14 protein-coding genes, 1 tRNA gene and 1 pseudogene are annotated in these 18,531 nt (G+C 66.4%); 8 read left to right on the plus strand and 8 right to left on the minus strand.

The genetic code is table 11. The features are described from left to right. From ACFYTS_RS03585 to ACFYTS_RS03620, 8 genes and pseudogenes are all read right to left on the minus strand, one after another. Positions 1-507: pseudogene (locus ACFYTS_RS03585) on the minus strand (transposase); the annotation flags it as partial. Further along, positions 423-1,289: a hypothetical protein gene (locus tag ACFYTS_RS03590; protein WP_387301092.1), complete on the minus strand. Its 867-nt coding sequence runs from the start codon at positions 1,287-1,289 to the stop codon at positions 423-425. The gene ACFYTS_RS03590 and the pseudogene ACFYTS_RS03585, both read right to left, overlap by 85 nt. A 135-nt stretch (positions 1,290-1,424) precedes the next feature. Further along, positions 1,425-1,802, minus strand: a complete 378-nt coding sequence (locus ACFYTS_RS03595) for a hypothetical protein (RefSeq protein WP_387301094.1) — start codon at positions 1,800-1,802, stop codon at positions 1,425-1,427. 45 nt (positions 1,803-1,847) lie between these two features. Further along, positions 1,848-2,429 carry a hypothetical protein gene (locus ACFYTS_RS03600; protein ID WP_387301095.1) on the minus strand — a complete coding sequence of 194 codons (582 nt, stop codon included), beginning with the start codon at positions 2,427-2,429 and terminating at the stop codon, positions 1,848-1,850. Then, a complete protein-coding gene (locus tag ACFYTS_RS03605; RefSeq protein ID WP_387301097.1) occupies positions 2,426-4,150 on the minus strand; it encodes an alpha/beta hydrolase in 1,725 nt (574 codons plus the stop codon). Before ACFYTS_RS03605 ends, ACFYTS_RS03600 begins: the two co-directional genes overlap by 4 nt. A 38-nt stretch (positions 4,151-4,188) precedes the next feature. Beyond that, entirely contained in the window at positions 4,189-4,536 is a 348-nt protein-coding gene (locus ACFYTS_RS03610; protein ID WP_387301099.1) for a hypothetical protein, read from the minus strand. A gap of 47 nt (positions 4,537-4,583) precedes the next feature. Then, positions 4,584-5,171, minus strand: coding sequence for a tyrosine-type recombinase/integrase (locus ACFYTS_RS03615; RefSeq protein WP_387301101.1), 588 nt, complete (start codon positions 5,169-5,171; stop codon positions 4,584-4,586). Between the two features lie 437 nt (positions 5,172-5,608). Then, positions 5,609-5,682, minus strand: a tRNA-Arg gene (locus ACFYTS_RS03620). A gap of 203 nt (positions 5,683-5,885) precedes the next feature. On the opposite strand from ACFYTS_RS03620, the gene ACFYTS_RS03625 reads away from it, so the two are divergent. The 8 genes from ACFYTS_RS03625 to ACFYTS_RS03660 all read left to right on the plus strand — a co-directional run bounded on the left by ACFYTS_RS03625 (position 5,886) and on the right by ACFYTS_RS03660 (position 18,520). Further along, complete coding sequence (locus ACFYTS_RS03625) at positions 5,886-7,925, plus strand: cytochrome c oxidase assembly protein (protein WP_387301103.1); 2,040 nt, start codon at positions 5,886-5,888, stop codon at positions 7,923-7,925. Between the two features lie 11 nt (positions 7,926-7,936). Next, on the plus strand, positions 7,937-8,881 hold the full coding sequence (locus tag ACFYTS_RS03630; RefSeq protein ID WP_387301105.1) for a threonine/serine dehydratase: 945 nt from the start codon (positions 7,937-7,939) through the stop codon (positions 8,879-8,881). Between the two features lie 146 nt (positions 8,882-9,027). Further along, complete coding sequence (locus tag ACFYTS_RS03635) at positions 9,028-9,477, plus strand: single-stranded DNA-binding protein (protein WP_387301107.1); 450 nt, start codon at positions 9,028-9,030, stop codon at positions 9,475-9,477. Between the two features lie 10 nt (positions 9,478-9,487). Beyond that, the gene (ettA, locus tag ACFYTS_RS03640) at positions 9,488-11,164 is read left to right on the plus strand and encodes an energy-dependent translational throttle protein EttA (protein WP_357279938.1); all 1,677 of its coding nucleotides are present in this window, start codon (positions 9,488-9,490) and stop codon (positions 11,162-11,164) included. A gap of 456 nt (positions 11,165-11,620) precedes the next feature. Then, positions 11,621-16,522, plus strand: coding sequence for an NAD-glutamate dehydrogenase (locus ACFYTS_RS03645; RefSeq protein WP_387301109.1), 4,902 nt, complete (start codon positions 11,621-11,623; stop codon positions 16,520-16,522). Positions 16,523-16,560: 38 nt separating this feature from the next. Beyond that, the gene (locus tag ACFYTS_RS03650; RefSeq protein WP_387301111.1) at positions 16,561-16,995 is read left to right on the plus strand and encodes an acyl-CoA thioesterase; all 435 of its coding nucleotides are present in this window, start codon (positions 16,561-16,563) and stop codon (positions 16,993-16,995) included. A 13-nt stretch (positions 16,996-17,008) separates the two neighbouring features. Continuing rightward, positions 17,009-17,683: a hypothetical protein gene (locus ACFYTS_RS03655; RefSeq protein WP_357279930.1), complete on the plus strand. Its 675-nt coding sequence runs from the start codon at positions 17,009-17,011 to the stop codon at positions 17,681-17,683. 105 nt (positions 17,684-17,788) lie between these two features. Further along, positions 17,789-18,520 (plus strand): dienelactone hydrolase family protein, encoded by a 732-nt coding sequence (locus ACFYTS_RS03660; RefSeq protein ID WP_387301113.1) that lies wholly within the window; start codon positions 17,789-17,791, stop codon positions 18,518-18,520. Positions 18,521-18,531: the final 11 nt, after the last annotated feature.

Genomic DNA, 18,531 nt, shown 5'->3' on the forward strand with positions numbered 1-18,531 from the left:
ACCACCACCAGAACCCGACCGCACCAACCCTCCTGTCCCCGAATGTGATTCAAAGCGCGGGCTATCAGCCTGGCAAGTGATTCTGCAACAGGCTCCGTAGTCCAGGAACGCGACGAACTCGGTCCAGGCGTTGTTCCAGAGCTTCACGATCGCCGGGTAGCGACCACCCCATTTCGTGGCGAACTCGCCGAACCGTTCGCCGGCCGCGGCCTCGGTCGCCGCGGTGTAGACGGGTTCGAGGTCGCGGTTCATCTCGGCCCGGTGTTGACGACCTGCGTAGCGGAAACTGTTGCGCAGCAGGTGGATCACACACCTCTGCACGATCGTTTGCGCCCAGACGGTGTTGATCGCCTCCGGCAGCCCTTTGAGCCCGTCGCAGACGGCGATACAGACATCGGCGACGCCGCGGTTGTTGAGTTCGGTCAGCACCTGCAGCCAGAATTTGGCGCCTTCACCGCCGTCACCGGCCCAGAGCCCAAGGATGTCGCGTTCGCCGGCGGTGGTGACTGGAGACCTTCCTCGGCAAGCTCCGCCGCGAGGTCGTACTTGCCCATGTAGTAGGCACAGAAGCTCTCCGTGCCGCGTATCCAAGCCTGCAATTGCGCATCTTCCAGAACCTTCGCGATCGCAAACGATTCACGCGCATACATACCCGCGTGGGGAAACCGTCCCCGGTTCACGGCCATATAGCTGAGGATTCCGGAGAGCTTCGCGGCCAGTTCGTACAGCCGCTTGACCTGCTTGGGATGCTGACGCTGCTGAAGGCAACCATCGACTTGGCTTCGAAGCGAAACAACCTCTGGGGCAAGCTTCTTGGGGCTCTCAACCTCATAGCGTTCGAGGATGTCTGCCACCGCGAAGTCGACGATGTCGAGCACCGGATCGTCCACGTCGATCTGGCCGAGCCGCTGCAGTCTTTGCGTGATGATCACCGGGCTTTCGAACGAGTCTGCGGCGGGATCGAGTGCCAGCTCGTGCGACAGCGTGATGCCGGGATAGCCGATATCCACAGGCCGGAGGTCTCGATCAAGCTTCTCGCTGAGCACCGCCAGCATGACGCGACAGCTGCGTTCATTCGGTTGGGCGACGCTGCCGTTCAACCACTTCTTGATAAGCGTGTGACTCGTGGCGAGCACCGGGCCGCCGTCCAGCCGACTGTGATCCTGCATCCGCTTGGCAAGGCCGGTCGGCTGGACGCCGGCCTCGAACATGACGGCCTTCAGCTTCAGGTTGGGCTGCGGGGTTCCAGACGTCCGCAGTCCATCTCGATCTCCGCCAAGAGCGGCCACCAGTCCAGTATATGTCCTTAAATGTCCACGTACGCACCATATTTCGAGTTTGCCAGCATGCGTGCAGCTACTCTCTAGGCGTCGTGCTTCTGAGCGGTGAAATTCCTGCTTGTCGTCGCCTCCGATGCAGGTTCTCTACCAGTCCGGGGCCTTGATTGAACCGCGCTCGTAGTAGTCGTCATCGAGCTCTTCGTCCAGTTTGCGCTGCTTCTCGACCCGCTCGGCTTCCACGCGAGCCGAGTTCGCGTTCGTGTACGTCGATATCGCTTCGAAGGTCGAATCGGCTCGCAGCTCACGCAGTGCCTCATCGACCTTGGGGCGCTTGTCTTCCACCGCCGCTCGATACGCGGCCATGATGGAGGCTTCCTCGTCCACTGTCACCGACAGCAGACGATCCCCGGCATCTACGATCACGCGGACGCCGTTGACGACACCGACTCCCTGGATATGTTCGATGGCATATTGGGCGCGTTGAACTTTCGAACTCAGCGCATCGGAATCATTGTGCTTCACGGATATTCGCTAACCTGTTGATCGGGGTGGGAGTCGCCGATGCTCTCATGATGTGCGCCGGTGGATCTCAGATGGCTGCGGGGTCGTCGACCCGAGTCCCTCGAAAGGAAAGCACGGCGAAGCTGCCGTCACGCTCAACCAGCCGTCACCCTTGCCTGCGTCTTGCAATATGAACGAGTAGTGATCGGGTGTGCCTACACCTGTCAGCTTCGGGGTGGCTTCCGGATCCAACTTCCAACCCCAACTCGTCCACGTGTCCTGCAGCAAGCTCTTGTAATGCGAGAGTTGGCCAGCGGGAATCCCGACAACCCAATAACGCATCTGCACCTGATGCGGGCCGCGCTCCTGGTCCCCTGCGTAACAAGGTGCCCGCAGCGCTGGCTGAAGAGCGGAGCCGTTGTTGCCTTGGTCCGGAGTAAGTGAGAATCCCACCCCGGTTTCATCGGCGGTTTTTTGGAGATAGCTGATGATCTGCTGGTGGGCCGCTTCCTCGGTGAGTGTTTGGCTCACAAACTTCTCCTCGTTCTTGTTCGCGTCCGCGGTCTCATGCGTGCAGCTGACCGGTACCAGCGCTATCGCGATGATGGCCGAGGCGGCGAGCCCCTTCCGTAGGATTCGCATCATCATTTCGCTGTCGGCTCCGCTCCGGCGATGATGTCGCCTAGATTGACCAGTGACTTGCATGGTTTCCCATCGACGATGTCCCAATACTGACCGTGCGCGTCCGTGGTCACCCCCCAAAAGCTGTCCTTACCGGGATCGGACGCGAAATGGGTCGCCCCGAAGCTCGGATCTTCCGGATTGGTGCCGAACGGTTCCATCAGCTGAGCCTCGTAGATGATGTCGTGGGCGGCGGTGGAGACATACACCTTGTTCGGAACCTGATCCTGCGGAACGCCGGTGAGATGCAGATCCGAGGCATGGTCCACCGTCGTTCCCGGACTGGCTACCAATGCCACCGCATCGGCATTCAGGCTGTTTCCGTGAGCTGCGGCATCACCGACGACCGCGGTGCCGTAGCTGTGCCCGACCACGGTGTTGTACGACGGATTCCCGTCGTGCGTAGCACGCAATCCCTCCTGAAACTTGTTGAGTGCCGGCGCTCCGGCATCGGCGTACTTTCGGTTCGACGCATCATCGATGTTCCAGTTGGTCGGATCGGCATGCGCTCCCCAGTCCACCGGTGTGGGAGGCGTGTCGTATCCAATCCACGTAATCACCGCGGGATCCTTTGCGCCTGCTAGTTTCGCGCTTTCGCGCATGAGTTCGGCTCTGTCCATGTAGCCGTCGATCTTCGCCGGTGTCACTCCTGTGCCGGGCACGTAGGTCGAGACGTTGGTGGCTGTGTCGGGGTTGCCCGCGGAGATCGCCGCGTGGGGCATGGTGTCGCCGGTTACGCTGTCCCACACCATCAAATACCGACCCGGTTTATTGGCTTCGGCCTGGACTTTCAGCATGTCGGGAAGGTCTGTCGCGCGGTCCTTCGCATCGTCCAGTTGCTTTTTCCATGCGTCGTATTTGGTGCGGTCAGCGAAGATGGCACCTGGCTCGTTCTCGGGAGGGAGGTTCTCTCCCTTTGCCCAATCCGGGTGCTGTGCGGTCAACTGATCGACAGTGTCCTGGGCGGCCTGCGCGTGGGTGAGCTCGTCGTCGAGTTTTTCGCGGTTGTAGCGATCCCGATCGGCTGTGGGCAGTCCGTCATGGTTGCCGATGTACTGATCGTGTTCGTAGAGCGCGTCCTTCTCCGCGGGGGTCAGCCCATCCCAGAAGTTGCGCAGCTCTTTTGGATCGCTCGGCAACTGCTTGTTGCCGTCCAGGATGTCCTGCACCTGTGACCGGACCGGGGCGCCATCGGGGGTCTTCTCGTAGCCGCCCAGCAACTGTAGATCGGTGGTGATTGCTGTTGCCGCCGAAACTTCCGATAAGCCGAACTGGAACAACAACGCCTTGATCCGCGTCTGCAATCCTGATGCCTGGCCATCAAGCACCTGTTGGGCCAACACGTTGGCCACCGCGTTCGATCCGTCCGACGGCATCTTCGGAGCCGTCACGGTACCGTCGTCGTCGACCTTCATTCCCTCGGGGATCTCATGATCGAGAATCTTCACCAACGCGGTCTGGGTGTCGACGAGCTGGGCACCATAGGTGTTGTAGTGGTCGGCGATATCCACGATCGCGGTCGCGAGATGATTGCCATGCAGCTTGTGCGCCACCGCCCGCTCTGATGCCGCCGTCGCGCCGTCGCCTTTCCACTTGTCCATGGCCTTGTCGACCGCGCTGTTCATCGCGTCGACCTTGGTCACGAACTTGTCGTTCTGTGCCACGATGTCCGCGGCGAAATCGACCATCGACTGTGGATTACAGCCCCGCACATGGCTGATCGTGGTCAATTCACGCCCTCGCCGCGACCGTACTTGTCCAACTGGTCCTTGTTGGACTTATCCATGTCCTCGTATGAGCCGCCGGCCGACTTGGCGCGATCCGCCAGGGTGTGAATCTGGCCGCCGATCAACCCGTACGCCTTCAGTACCGCGTCGCCGACCTGCTCCGAGACCGCGGCCACCGGCGATCCCGGCATGCTCACCGCTTTGGTGAGCTTGAGTTTGCTGATTTCGTCCGCTTGCCCGCCCAGCTCAGTCGCCAGCCCGTGCAATGTCGTGAGGTCGACGTCGAGAATGTCAGCCACCGCTAGACCCCCCTGGTTCAGTTCGCGGTACAAACCTCCGGCGAACATAACATGGCAGCCTGACCAGTCCGGACCGGACGGTTGTGTGAATCGCGCTATAGCTTGTCTCCGAGGTGGGCGTCGCGGGCGCGGGTCTCGGCGGTGGCGCGGGCGTAGCGGCCGAGCATCTGGCGGGAGCGCCAGCCGGCCAGCATCATGAGGTCCTGCTCTTGGCCGCCGTTGGCCAGCCAGTTGTGGGCGAAGAAGTGGCGGAGTTGGTGAGGGTGGAGGTGGGGGATTCCCGCGGCGGCGGCGCGGCGCTCCAGGATTTGGTAGATGCCCCAACTGGTCATCCGGCCTCGTTTGCCCAGCCAGAGTTCGGGATTGTCGTTGGCTGCCTTGGGATGTCGGGCTCGGATCCGGAGGTAGCGGCGTAGGGCGATGCGGGTTTTGTCGCCGAAGGGCAGGACTCGTGGTCGTCGTCCCTTGCCGATGACCAGGGCGGTGTTCTCGTGGAAGTCGAGGGCTTCCATGTCGAGTGCGGCGATCTCGCCGACTCGGGGGCCGATGTCGACCAGCAGGCGGATGATCGCTGTGTCGCGGCGAGCTTCGAAATCAGTTCCTTCGCACGCGGCCAACAGTTTTCGGAGATCCTCGATGGGAGGCACCGGGATGGGCTTCTCGGGGACGTACGGCGGGGTCATCTTGTCGAACGGGTTGTCCTCGAGGATCTCCTCGGACTCTAGGTATTTGCAGAACTGCTGAAGGCTTCGGTACTGGCGGTTCGCGTACTCAGGGGTGAGTGGCTTGCCCGTTCGCCGGTTGGTCCGGTTGAGGGTGTCGATGATGTACGCGCCAATGTTCTCGCGCGTGAGGGCGTCGGCGTTGGCCTCGATGGGAGGCCTCTGGGCTTCCAGGAAGGCGACGAAGTAGCCGACGTCGCGGCTGTAGCAATCGATGGTGCCGGCGGATTTGTTGGCGCGTCGAAGCTCGGTGACGAAGTCCTCCAGGAGCTCGACGATGGCGTCGAAAACTTGCCCGATTACCCCAGGCTGCGCGCGAAAGTTCCGCGTTGTTTGAGCGTTATGTGGGCTGGGTATTGGTGTAACTGCCAGCGTTTTCGCTGGTCAGCCACCCGATGCGCCCCCGGCAGGAATCGAACCTGCGACCTAGGGATTAGAAGGCCCTTGCTCTATCCAACTGAGCTACGGAGGCAGTGCGGGCATCGGCGGTGATGCGGGCTCCAAACACCTTGACCCAAATCGATCTCGGTGTCCAGCGGGTTGAGTATAGCGAGCGTCCAGGTTAGTAATGGTTCGTCGCTTAGCAACTGTTCGGCGCGTCGGGGCGGTAGTGCGGACCGGAGGACCGGAAACCCCAGGGGAGTCTGGATGGGCGCTCCGAACTACGCTGGGCGTATGTCGTCAGTGCAGGACCCGCCCGCAGGATCGGATGTTTCGGCGAATCGGTCGGGTTCGGGGGTGACGTTCGCGGCGGTCACGGCACTGGGCGGGGCGGCGGCCGCGTTGGTGGCGGCGCTGGTCGTGGCGTTGTCGGCGGCGCATGCCCTGACCTTGCTGGGGATTCCTGATCCTGGTCCGCTGACCACGTACGGGCTGCCCGCGGTGCGGGCGGTGGCGGATCTGTCGGCGGCGCTGACCATCGGGTCGTTGCTGTTCGCGGCGTTCTTCGTGCCGCCGCAGGAGAGCGGAGTGCTGGACGTCGGAGGGTATCGGGCGCTGCGGCGGGCCGGGAACGCGGCGCTGGTGTGGGCCGGATCGGCGGCGCTGCTGGTGCCGCTGACGCTGTCGGACACCACCGGGCAACCGCTGCTGAAGTCGATGCGGCCCGAGCAGGTGTGGCGGGCCGCCGATCAGGTCGAGGTCGCGGGGTCGTGGCGGTTCACCGTGTTCATGGTGCTGGTGCTGGCCGTCGCGTGCCGGGTGGCGTTGCGCTGGGGCTGGACGCCGGTGCTGCTGTTGCTGTCGGTGCTCTCGCTGCTGCCGGTGGCCCTGACCGGGCATTCGTCCTCGGGCGGCGCACACGACCTGGCCACCAACAGCCTCATCCTGCACCTGCTTTCGGCCTGCTTCTGGGTGGGCGGATTGTTCGCGGTGCTGGCCTACGCGCTGCGCGACGGCAAATACACGGCACTGGCCGTGCGCCGGTTCTCGATCGTGGCGACCGTCTCGTTCGTGGTGATCGCGATCAGCGGTGTGATCAACGCCCTGGTCCGGCTGCCCGTGTCGGAACTGCTCGGGACCACTTACGGCAAGCTCGTGCTCGCCAAGACCGCGGCGCTGATCCTGCTCGGCGTCATGGGCTACCTGCAGCGCCGCAACGCGATCCCGGACCTGGAGAAGGATCCGCAGGATCGCGGCGCGCTCATCCGCCTCGCCGGTGTCGAGGCGCTGATCTTCGCGGCCACCGTCGGCCTCGCCGTCGGCCTGGGCCGCACCCCGCCGCCGGACCAGCGGACCGTGCCGACCCCGACCGAGGTCGAGATCGGCTACAACCTGGCGGGGCCGCCGACCGTGGCGCGGCTGCTGTTCGACTGGCGCTTCGACCTGATCTTCGGCACCCTCGCCCTGGTCATGGCCGGGCTGTATCTGCGCGGCGTGCTGCGGCTGCGCAAGCGCGGCGACGACTGGCCGATCGGCCGGACCATCGCCTGGCTCGCGGGCTGCCTGACGCTGCTGCTGGCCACCAGTTCGGGGGCGGGCCGGTACGCGCCGGCCATGTTCAGCGTGCACATGGCTCAGCACATGATGCTGTCGATGCTGGCCCCGATCCTGTTCGCGCTGGGCGGTCCGGTGCTGCTGGCGCTGCGCGCGATCCAACCGGCCGGTCGGAATCAGCCGCCCGGGGTGCGCGAATGGATCCTGGCGGCCGTGCACAACCCGGTATCGCGCTTCCTGACCCAGCCGGTCGTCGCCTCGGTGCTTTTCGTCGGCGGCTTCTACGCCCTCTACCTGGGCGGCATCTTCGACAAGTACGTCGGCACGCACGGCGCCCACATTCTGATGAATGTGCACTTCCTGCTCAGCGGATACCTCTTCTACTGGGTGGTCATCGGCATCGATCCCAAGCCACGCCCGGTGGAGCCGCTCACCAAGCTGGGCATGGTCTTCGGCTCGCTGCCGTTCCACGCCTTCTTCGGCATCGCGCTGATGAGCATGGACACCGTGATGGGCGGCTGGTTCTACCGCGGCCTGGGTCTGTCCTGGAACAAGGACCTGCTCGGCGATCAGCACACCGGCGGCAGCCTCGCCTGGGCCAGCGGTGAGGTGCCGCTGGTCGTGGTGATGCTGGCGCTGCTCATCCAGTGGTCGCGCAGCGACCAACGGCTGGCGAACCGGCTCGACCGCAAGGCCGAGCGTGACGACGACGCGGACCTGACCGCGCACAACGCCATGTTCGCCGAGCTCGCTCGGCGCGACAGAGAGGTGCGCAAGTGAAGGATGTCGCCATGGCGACCCGGAAAGTGAAGCGGCTCTACCGATCCGACGTGCGCCAGGCCCGCCGCCTGCTGCGCGGGCACATCCGCAAGACGCCCGTCTTCCACACCGAGATCCTGGGCCCGCACGGCCCGGTCCCGGTCACGCTCAAACTGGAGCATCTCCAGCACGGCGGCACCTTCAAGGTGCGCGGCTGCCTCAACGCGCTGTTGCAGGCGCGCGGCGACCAGACCCAGGTGGTGCTGGCCTCGGCCGGCAATGCCGGGATCGCGGCGGCCCTGGCCAGCGCGGTGCGCGGAATGTCGTGCACGGTGGTGGTTCCGGAGTCGGCCTCGCACACCAAGGTGGCGGCCATGTGGTCGCACGGGGCCGAAGTGCTGTGGCACGGAACCACTTACGCCGAGGCGCACAAGTACGCCCGCCAGCTCGCCGCCGAACGCGGTGCCATGCCCTTGCACGCCTACGACCTGCCCGAGATCGTGGCCGGGGCGGGCGTGGTCGGGCTGGAGATCGAGGAGCAGGTGCGCGGCAGACCGACGGTGCTGGCCGCGGTCGGCGGCGGTGGCCTGGTGGCCGGGGTGGCGGTGTCGCTCGGGCTGCGCGGCCGGGTGGTGGGGGTCGAGCCGGTGGGTGCGCCGACCCTGCACGCGGCGCTGGCGGCCGGGCGCCCGGTGGACGTCGACGTGTCCAGCGTGACCTCGGATTCCTTGGGCGCGAACCGGATCGGTGAGATCGCCATGGAGGTGGCGCAGCGCTACGCGGTGCGATCGGCGCTGGTCAGCGATGACGCGATCGTGATGGCCCGGGAGTATCTGTGGCGCGAGTTCCGGATCGTGGTGGAGCCCGCGGGCGCGACCGCCGTGGCCGCGATCCAGTCCGGGGCGTACGTGCCGGGGCCGGGGGAGCGACCGGTAATCGTCTTGTGCGGGGCCAACACCGACCTGGCGACCCTGTAGTCCATCGCGAAAGTTATCCCCACCCTGCGAGTCGTCCACACTCGCCGAGGCGGGGTCTGCCCCCGCGCACGCCCCCCGGCGAAGCTGGAAGCCGGACCGAACGCAGGGCTCGCGGCGACGGGCTCGAATCGACAAGGGGGAGCGCGATGTACGAGGCGAATACCGCGGTGATCGGCCGGGTCGTCACCCAACCGGTGGTGCGCGCGCTGCAGAACGGTGATCAGCTGCTGAGCTTCCGCATGGCCAGTACCGCCCGCCGCTACGATCAGGCCGCCGGGGACTGGGTGGACGGTGGCACGTTGTACCTCACCGTAAGCTGTTGGCGACGGGGGATCATCGAGGGAGTCGAAGCGTCGCTGCAGCGAGGTGACCCGGTCATCGCGTACGGGCAGCTGCGCTCGAACGAGTACACCACCCGAGACGGCGCGGAGCGCACCGACCTCGAGATGCGGGCCCTGGCAGTGGGTCCCGACCTGGGCCGTTGCACCGCCCCGGTGGTGCGCAAAACCTTCGGTCGACCCGACCGGACCGACCCCGTGGAACGGCCGTCCGCCGATCCGGACACTGCCGGAGAACCCGCTACTACACACAGTTAGGCTTGCCGATATGGCTGAGTTCATTTACCAGATGGTGAAGGTGCGAAAGGCGCATGGCGACAAGGTCGTGCTCGACAATGTGACCTTGAACTTCCTTCCCGGCGCGAAGATCGGTGTCGTCGGCCCGAACGGCGCGGGTAAGTCCAGTGTGCTGAAGATCATGGCGGGACTGGACCAGCCGAACAACGGTGATGCCTGGCTCGCGCCGGGCGCGACGGTCGGCATCCTCATGCAGGAGCCGCCGCTCAACGAAGAGAAGACCGTGCGTGGGAACGTCGAGGAGGGCCTCGGCGAGATCAAGGTGAAGCTGGACCGCTTCAACGAGATCGCCGAGCTCATGGCGACCGACTACTCCGATGAGCTGATGGAGGAGATGGGCAAGCTCCAGGAGGAGCTGGACCACGCCGACGCGTGGGATGTCGACTCGCAGCTCGAGCAGGCCATGGACGCGCTGCGCTGCCCGCCGCCGGACGAGCCGGTCACCAACCTCTCCGGTGGTGAGCGCCGTCGGGTCGCGCTGTGCAAGCTGCTGCTGAGCAAGCCCGACCTGCTGCTGCTCGACGAGCCCACCAACCACCTCGACGCCGAGTCGGTGCTGTGGCTCGAGCAGTTCCTCGCCTCCTACCCAGGCGCCGTGCTGGCCGTCACCCACGACCGGTACTTCCTCGACAATGTGGCCGAGTGGATCCTCGAGCTGGACCGCGGCCGCACCTTCCCCTACGAGGGCAACTACTCCACCTACCTGGAGAAGAAGGCCGAGCGCCTCGAGGTGCAGGGCAAGAAGGACCAGAAGCTGCAGAAGCGCCTCAAGGAGGAGCTGGCGTGGGTCCGCTCCGGCGCCAAGGCGCGTCAGGCCAAGAACAAGGCGCGTCTGGGCCGCTACGAGGAAATGGCCGCCGAGGCCGAGAAGATGCGCAAGTTGGACTTCGAGGAGATCCAGATCCCGGCCGGTCCGCGCCTGGGCAACGTGGTCGTCGAGGTCGAGAACCTGGACAAGGGCTTCGGCGAGCGCCAGCTGATCAAGGATCTGTCGTTCACCCTGCCGCGCAATGGCATCGTCGGTGTCATCGGCCCGAACGGTGTCGGTAAGTCGACGCTGTTCAAGACCATCGTCGGCCTGGAGAACGCGGACAGCGGCAATGTGCGCGTCGGCGACACGGTCAAGCTGAGCTACGTCGACCAGAACCGTGGCGGCATCGACCCGAAGAAGACGGTCTGGCAGGTCGTGTCCGACGGTCTGGATCACATCCAGGTCGGCCAGGTGGAAATGCCTTCCCGCGCTTATGTTTCGGCCTTCGGGTTCAAGGGCCCGGACCAGCAGAAGCCGGCCGGCGTGCTCTCCGGTGGTGAGCGCAACCGCCTGAACCTGGCGCTGACCCTCAAGCAGGGCGGCAACCTGATCCTGCTCGACGAGCCCACCAACGACCTCGACGTCGAGACCCTGAGCTCGCTCGAGAACGCGCTGGAGAACTTCGCGGGCTGCTCGGTGGTCATCTCCCACGACCGCTGGTTCCTGGACCGCACCTGCACGCACATCCTGGCGTGGGAGGGCACCGAGGACAACCCGGCCGCGTGGTTCTGGTTCGAGGGCAACTTCGAGGCCTACGAGGCCAACAAGATCGAGCGCCTCGGCCCGGAAGCCGCCCGTCCGCACCGGGTGACCCACCGCAAGCTCACCCGCGGATAGCGCACCACCCCAACCGAATTCACCGCTCGCCCCCACCCGGAGATCCGGGTGGGGCAGCCGGACCGCGCCGTCATCGGCCGGCTACCGCGGGCTCGGGTTCTGATCCGGCCCGCGGGCGAGCGGTCGGTTGGTCACTTTTGCCTGGTTCGACGATGTTTGCTGGACGGTTTACGGTTCGCTGGATGGCGTGCGGTGGCCGAAGAAGTGAACGGTTATCGAACAGCGAACTCAGCGGTTTCGCATTCGCACTAGTGCGTGAAAACTGTTTTGGTGCAAGGTTTGTCGGAGACGACCTGGCGATATCGGGCGAACATCTCACTCATCGAACCGTCCGGTTTGTCGGTATTGCGAGACGCGGCGTGGCATTGACAAGAATTCGACCCGGTACCTCCTGGGTCCAGCTACTCTCGCATCGGCGTCACTTTGTTACGGAACCGAATCCGAGGAGTTGGCGAAATGACGGTCTCGTCCGAACTGTCCAGCAAGGCCTGGGCCGCGAGTTTGCCCAAGTCGCTGGGCGGCAACCTCGTGTCCCTCGAGGAGGCATATTTCCGTCACGTCGACGCCGGCGACGCGGACTGCGCCATTCCCGCGACCTCCACACACATCTTCCGCTGCCACGTCGATCTGGCCGTGCGGCGCACCCCCGGCACCGCGAATGTCCATGTGTACCAGGCGGATGACGAGGCCGGGCTCGGCGTCGCCATCCAGTTGGTCACCGACGACATGCCGCTGCTCGTCGAGTCCGTCACAGCTTTCCTGAGCCGCATCGGCGTCAGCGTCAGCGAGGTCGTGCACCCCATCTTCGAGGTCACCCGAGACGCCGCGGGTCGCCTGGAGACCGCGGTGCCGCACGAGGTCGACGGCAATGGCGCGACCGGTCTGCGTGAATCCTGGATGCACGTGCAGCTGCATCCGGCCACCAGCCGCGCCCAGCTCGAGCGCATCGAGTCCGCGCTGCCCGACGTGCTCACCGACGTGCGCCGCGTCATCGAGGACACCGAGGCCATGCGCCAGGCCCACGAGCGTGTCGCCGGTGAACTCGACAGTGCCGCGGCCGCCGGTAGATCCGGCTTCCCGGCAGCCGACCTCACCGAGTGCGCCGACCTGCTGCGCTGGCTGGCCGACGGCCATTTCACCGTCCTCGGCTACGCCCGGTACGAACGCAGCACCGTGGACGGCCAGGCCAAGTCGATCATCGTCCCGGAGACCAGCCTGGGTGTGCTGCGCCCCAATGTCGGCACCGACTTCCGCGTCCCGGACAACAGCGGTGACCAGTCGCTGCTCATGCTGACCCAGGGTCTGGTCCCGGCCACCGTGCACCGCGCCGTCTACCCGTACTTCGTCGGCGTCGCCGAGATGGACGAATCGGGTGTGGTCACCGGTGAACACCTGTTCATCGGTGTCTTCACCGTCACCGCCCTGCACGAGAACGTGCTCGACATCCCGATCATCCGCCGCCGGGTGAAATCCATCATCGAATCCAGCGGCTTCGACCTGGACTCGTTCTCGGGCCAGGAGATGCTCGAGGTCATCCAGTCCTTCCCGCGCACCGAGCTGTTCTCCTCGCACGGCGACGCGCTGCGCCGCACCGCCAGCGCCGTGCTGAATGTCGGCATGCGCCGCCAGGTCCGCTTGTTCATGCGCCTGGACGGCTACGGCCGCTTCGTGGCCTGCATGGTGTACCTGCCGCGTGACCGCTACACCACCCGCGTGCGCCTCGAGATGCAGGACATCCTGGTGCGCGAACTGGGCGGCGTCTCCATCGACTACTCGGCGCGGGTCTCCGAAAGCGACCTCGCCAGTGTGTATTTCACCGTCCGCCTGCCCGATGAGGGCACCGCGGTCGACACCACCGAGACCAACCGGCTGCGCATCCAGCACCTGCTGTCCGAGGCCAGCCGCACCTGGGACGACCACCTGCGCGACGAGGTGGCCACCTCCGCGGTCCTGGATCCGGCCGTGGCACAGCGCTACGCCGAGTCCCTGCCGGAGAGCTACAAGGAGGACTTCGATCCCACCCGGGCCATGGCCGACATCCTGCGTCTGCAGGGTCTGGCCGAGGGCGGCATCGATCAGCACCTCTATCGCTGGCCCGATTCCGCCCCGGGTTCGTGGCGTTTCACCCTCTATGTCGGCGGTGGCGGCATCTCGCTGAGCCAGGTGCTGCCGCTGCTGCAGAGCCTCGGCGTCGAGGTGATCGACGAGCGCCCGCACCAGGTCGACGGTGACCACGGCCCGGAACAGTGGATCTACGACTTCGGCCTACTGGCTCGCCCGGAACTGCTGCGCAGCGCCCTGGACCGGAACATGGACGCCGAACTGGTCGAGTCCGTGGGTCGCCTCGATGTGCTCGACGCCCAGGTGCGCGGGCTGCGCGTACGGTTCACCGAGGCGTTCGAGGCGCTCTGGTACGGCCGCGCCGAGGCCGACGGTCTCAATGAGCTGGTGCTGCGCGGTGGCCTGAACTGGCGCGCCGTCTCCATCCTGCGCGCCTACTCGAAGTACCTGCAGCAGGCCGGATTCCCGTACAGCCAGGCCGCCATCACCCGCGTGCTGCTGGCGTTCCCGGAGGCGGCGAGCATGTTCGTCGACCTGTTCTCGGCGCTCTTCGATCCCGATTCGGCCAATGCCGAACATGCCGTGGAGCTGGAGGCCGCGGTCCGCCGCCGGATCGACGACGTGGTGAGCCTGGACGCCGACCGCATCCTGCGCGCCATCCTCGGCCTGATCAAGGCCACCCTGCGCACCAACTACTACGTCCTCGACGCCGAGGGCCGGCCGCGGGACTACCTGTCGCTCAAGGTGGAACCGCGCGAGATCACCGAATTGCCCAAGCCCCGTCCGCAATTCGAGATCTTCGTCTACTCGCCTCGGGTCGAGGGCGTGCACCTGCGTTTCGGCCCGGTCGCGCGCGGCGGTCTGCGCTGGTCGGACCGCCTGGAGGATTTCCGCACCGAGATCCTGGGCCTGGTCAAGGCGCAGGCGGTGAAGAACGCCGTGATCGTGCCGGTCGGCGCGAAGGGCGGATTCGTGGTGAAGCAGCCCCCGGCCGCCACCGCCGATCCGGTCGCCGACCGCCAGGCGCTGCAGGCCGAGGGCATCGCCTGCTACCGCACCTTCATCTCCGGCCTGCTCGATGTCACCGACAATGTCGATCGCGCCACCGGGGCGGTGCTGCCCCCGGCCCGGGTGCTGCGCCGCGATGCCGACGACACCTACCTGGTGGTCGCCGCCGACAAGGGCACGGCCACCTTCTCCGATATCGCCAATGACGTTGCCCAGCAGTACGGTTTCTGGCTCGGCGACGCCTTCGCCTCGGGCGGTTCGGTGGGCTACGACCACAAGGCCATGGGCATCACCGCCAAGGGCGCGTGGGAGAGCGTGAAGCGGCATTTCGCCGAGATGGACATCGACACCCAGTCCGAGGACTTCACGGTGGTCGGCGTCGGCGACATGTCCGGGGACGTGTTCGGCAACGGCATGCTGCTCTCGCGGCACATCCGCCTGCTCGCGGCCTTCGACCACCGGCACATCTTCCTGGACCCGAATCCCGACGCGGCCACGTCGTTCGCCGAGCGTGAGCGCATGTTCGCCCTGCCGCGCTCGTCCTGGGCCGACTACGACAGGTTGCTGATCAGCACCGGCGGCGGCGTCTACGACCGCACGGTCAAGTCGATTCCGGTCAGCGAGCAGGTGCGTGCGGCCTTGGGGCTGGCCGCCGATGTCACCTCGCTGTCCCCGCCGGAGATGATCCGCGCCATCCTGCTGTCCCCGGCCCAGCTGCTGTGGAACGGCGGCATCGGTACCTACATCAAGGCCTCCACGGAGACCAATGCCGAGGTGGGTGACAAGTCCAATGACGCGGTCCGGGTGAACGCGAACGCCCTGCGCGTCACCGTGATCGGCGAGGGCGGCAACCTGGGCGTCACCGCGCACGGCCGCATCGAGTTCTGCAAGCACGGCGGCAAGATGAACACCGACGCGCTCGACAACTCCGCCGGTGTGGACTGCTCGGACCACGAAGTCAATATCAAGGTCCTGCTCGACGGCGTGGTCTCGGCGGGCGAGCTGTCCCAGGCCGAACGCAATCCGCTGCTGGCGTCGATGACCGACGAGGTCTCGGCGCTCGTGCTGCAGGACAACGTGTCCCAGAACTATCTGATGGGCATGTCCCGGGCCGAGGCCCCGCGCATGCTGAATGTGCACCAGCGCCTCATCGAGGATCTCGAGGACCGCCGCGGCCTGGACCGCGAGCTCGAGGCGCTGCCCGCGGACGTGGAGCTGAAGCGGCGCATCGAGGAGGGCGCGGGCCTGACCTCGCCCGAGTTGTCGAATCTGATGGCGCACGTGAAGCTTTCGCTCAAGGCCGACCTGCTCACCAGCGACCTGCCCGACACCGCGTACTTCGCGGCACGGGTGTCGCAGTACTTCCCGACCCCGCTGCGCACCCGGTTCGGCACGGCCATCAAGCGGCACCGCCTGCGCCGCGAGATCACCAGCACCATGCTGGTGAACGAGGTGGTCGATCTCGGCGGCATCACCTACGCCTTCCGGCTGGGCGAGGAGATCGGGGCGTCGGCCTCCGACGCGGTGCGCGCGTTCACCGCCGCCACTCAGATCTTCGATCTGCACACGGTGTGGAAGACCATTCGCGCCGCGGAGGTCTCCACGGGCATGAAGGACGCGCTGGAGCTGGAGACCAAGCGCACGCTGGACCGCGCCTCGCGCTGGCTGCTCAACAACCGCCCGCAGCCGGTCGCGGTGGGCGCGGAGATCCACCGCTACTCGCAGGGCGTGCGCACACTCGCGCCGAAGGTGCCGGGCTGGCTGCGCGGCCACCACATCGACACACTCAACGAGCAGTCGCAGGCCATCGCCGAGCAGGGCGTGCCCGCCGAGCTGGCCACCGCGGTGTTCGGGCTGCTGAACCAGTTCCCGCTGTTGGACGTGCTCGACATCGCCGATATCACCGATCGCAGCGGTGAGGAGGTGGGCGCGCTGTACTACGCGCTCAACGATCACCTGAAGATCGATTGGCTGCTGCAGGCGGTCAGTCACCTGGAACGCGGCGACCGCTGGCACGCGCTGGCCCGGCTCGCCCTGCGCGACGACATGTACGGGTCGCTGCGCTCGCTCACCCTCGACGTGCTCTCCGCCGGCGACCCGGAAGAGACCGCCGAGGAGAAGATTGCATACTGGGAGTCGAAGAATCAGTCCCGATTGGGCCGCGCACGCTCTGCCCTGTCGGAACTTTTCGAGTCCGGAACCCACGACCTGGCCACGCTGTCGGTTGCGGCGCGGCAGGTGCGCAGCATGGTGAGTGGGGTGGGTGCGCAATCGGAGGTACCGCGTTGACGATCGGTTCGCTGAACGGCCTAGCAGCAGGCCCGGGTGTGACGGACACGGCCACACCCGGCCGCTTCCACACCCCCGTGGAGGTCCGCTGGTCGGATATGGACGCCTTCCAGCACATCAACCATGCCCGCATGGTGACGCTGCTGGAGGAAGCCCGGATCCCGTGGCTGTTCCTCGACGAGCGACCGACCGTCAAGCTGCGGGCCGGTTGTGTGCTGGCCGACCTGCGGGTGCAGTACAAGGGCCAGCTGCGCCACGAGGATTCGCCGTTGGACGTCTCCATGTGGATCGAGCGGCTGCGCGCCGTGGACTTCACCGTCGGCTACGAGGTGCGCGCCGCGGGCGCGTCCCCGGACTCCCCGCCGGCGGTGGTCGCCTCCACCCAGTTGGCCGCCTTCGACATCGACACCCAGCGCCTACGCCGCCTCACCACCGAGGAACGCGACTACCTGTCGCTGTGGCTGGCCGACTGACCCGAGAACCGTCTTGTCGGGACAACTGACCCTGCACGTTCCGGATCCCGCGGAACGCGAGAACCTGGCCACCTTCCTCACCCACGCCGTCCGGCTCGACCCGGCGGCGGTCATCCGCCTGCGCCGGCGCGGAGACCGCTTCGTCTCCGCCTGGGCCGCCACCGGATTCGAGGCGCTGGCCGTCCGCACCGTGGTCGCCGAACTCGGGACGGACGATGTGACCGTCGGCGCGGACGCCGTCCTCGCCGGGCTGCACGGGCCCGGCGCCAGCGCCGCGTTCGGGCTGGGCTTCGCCATGGATTCCGCCTGGCACGGGGCCCTGCCGCCGGAGAACGGCTTCGTCCACGTGGAGGATGTGCCCGCGCGCATGCTCGTGGAATTGGCCGAGCGCGGCGCGGAGGTGGCGCAGGAGCACGGCGGGAAACACGGCCCGCCCGCGGCGCTCTTGGACCAGACCGTGCTCACCGTCTCCAATGCCGGTGAGCGGGTCGAGGTGCCGATGCGGGTGGTGTTCGCGCTGGCCGCCATGGATTTCATTCCGCACGGCGGCGAGAAGACCGACTCCCGGCGCATCTCCGTCGACGAGATCGTGCGGGTCCGCGCGGCCCGCACCTGGCTGCGCCTGGACGCTCGCTACGGGTCGGTGGCCCGCCGCCGCGGACCCGCCCTGCCGCTGCTGACGCACTGAGCCCCACGGGCCGTTTCGAAAGATGATGTGTCCCATCGGCTGTTCGATGGGACACATCGCCGGATCGACTGCCCGTGTCACCGCCCGCCGCACTACGTTTGGCATATGACAGCTGTCGCGATCGAGACCGGGTGGGTCGACCTGAAGGTCGGAGACACCGTGATGAGCGCCTATGTGGCTCACCCCGCCGAGCCCGGCGCCTACCCGGGAGTCGTTGTCGGACACGAGATCTACGGCTTGCACGCCACCGCGAAGCAGGCCACCGAGCGCATCGCGGCCCTCGGCGCGATCGCCATCCTGCCGGATCTGTTCCATCGGCGGGCGCCGCGCGCCGACCTGGAGTTCGGGGGAGAGGGACGTGAGCGCGGCCTGGAACTGCTGCGCACGCTGAGCCGACCCGAGGTGCTCTCGGACATCTCCGCCTGCCTGGACGAACTGCGCGGCCGGGAAGCCACCTCCCTGAACATGGTCGGCTTCAGCGCGGGCGGCCACATCGCCTACTACGCCGCGACGCAACTCCCGCTGGCCGCGACCGCCGCCTTCTATCCCGGCTGGCTCACCAATACCGATATCCCGCTGTCCACCCCTGAGCCGACCATCGAGGCCACCCCCGGCATCACCGGCAGCATCCTGTTGTTCTTCGGCGGCCTGGACCCGCTGATCGACGCCGAGGCGCGGGACGAGCTCGAAGAAGCCTTGACGGCCAATGACATTCCGCACGAGATCGTGGTCTACGAGGACGCCCCGCACGGCTACGTCTACCCGGGTCGCGACTGGTACCGCGCCGAACTCGCCGAGGATTCCTGGACCCGCATCGCGGACCTGCTCGGCCGCTGAGGTTCCCGAGC

Source organism: Nocardia sp. NPDC004151 (assembly GCF_042874235.1).
In the GTDB taxonomy this organism is placed as follows: domain Bacteria; phylum Actinomycetota; class Actinomycetes; order Mycobacteriales; family Mycobacteriaceae; genus Nocardia.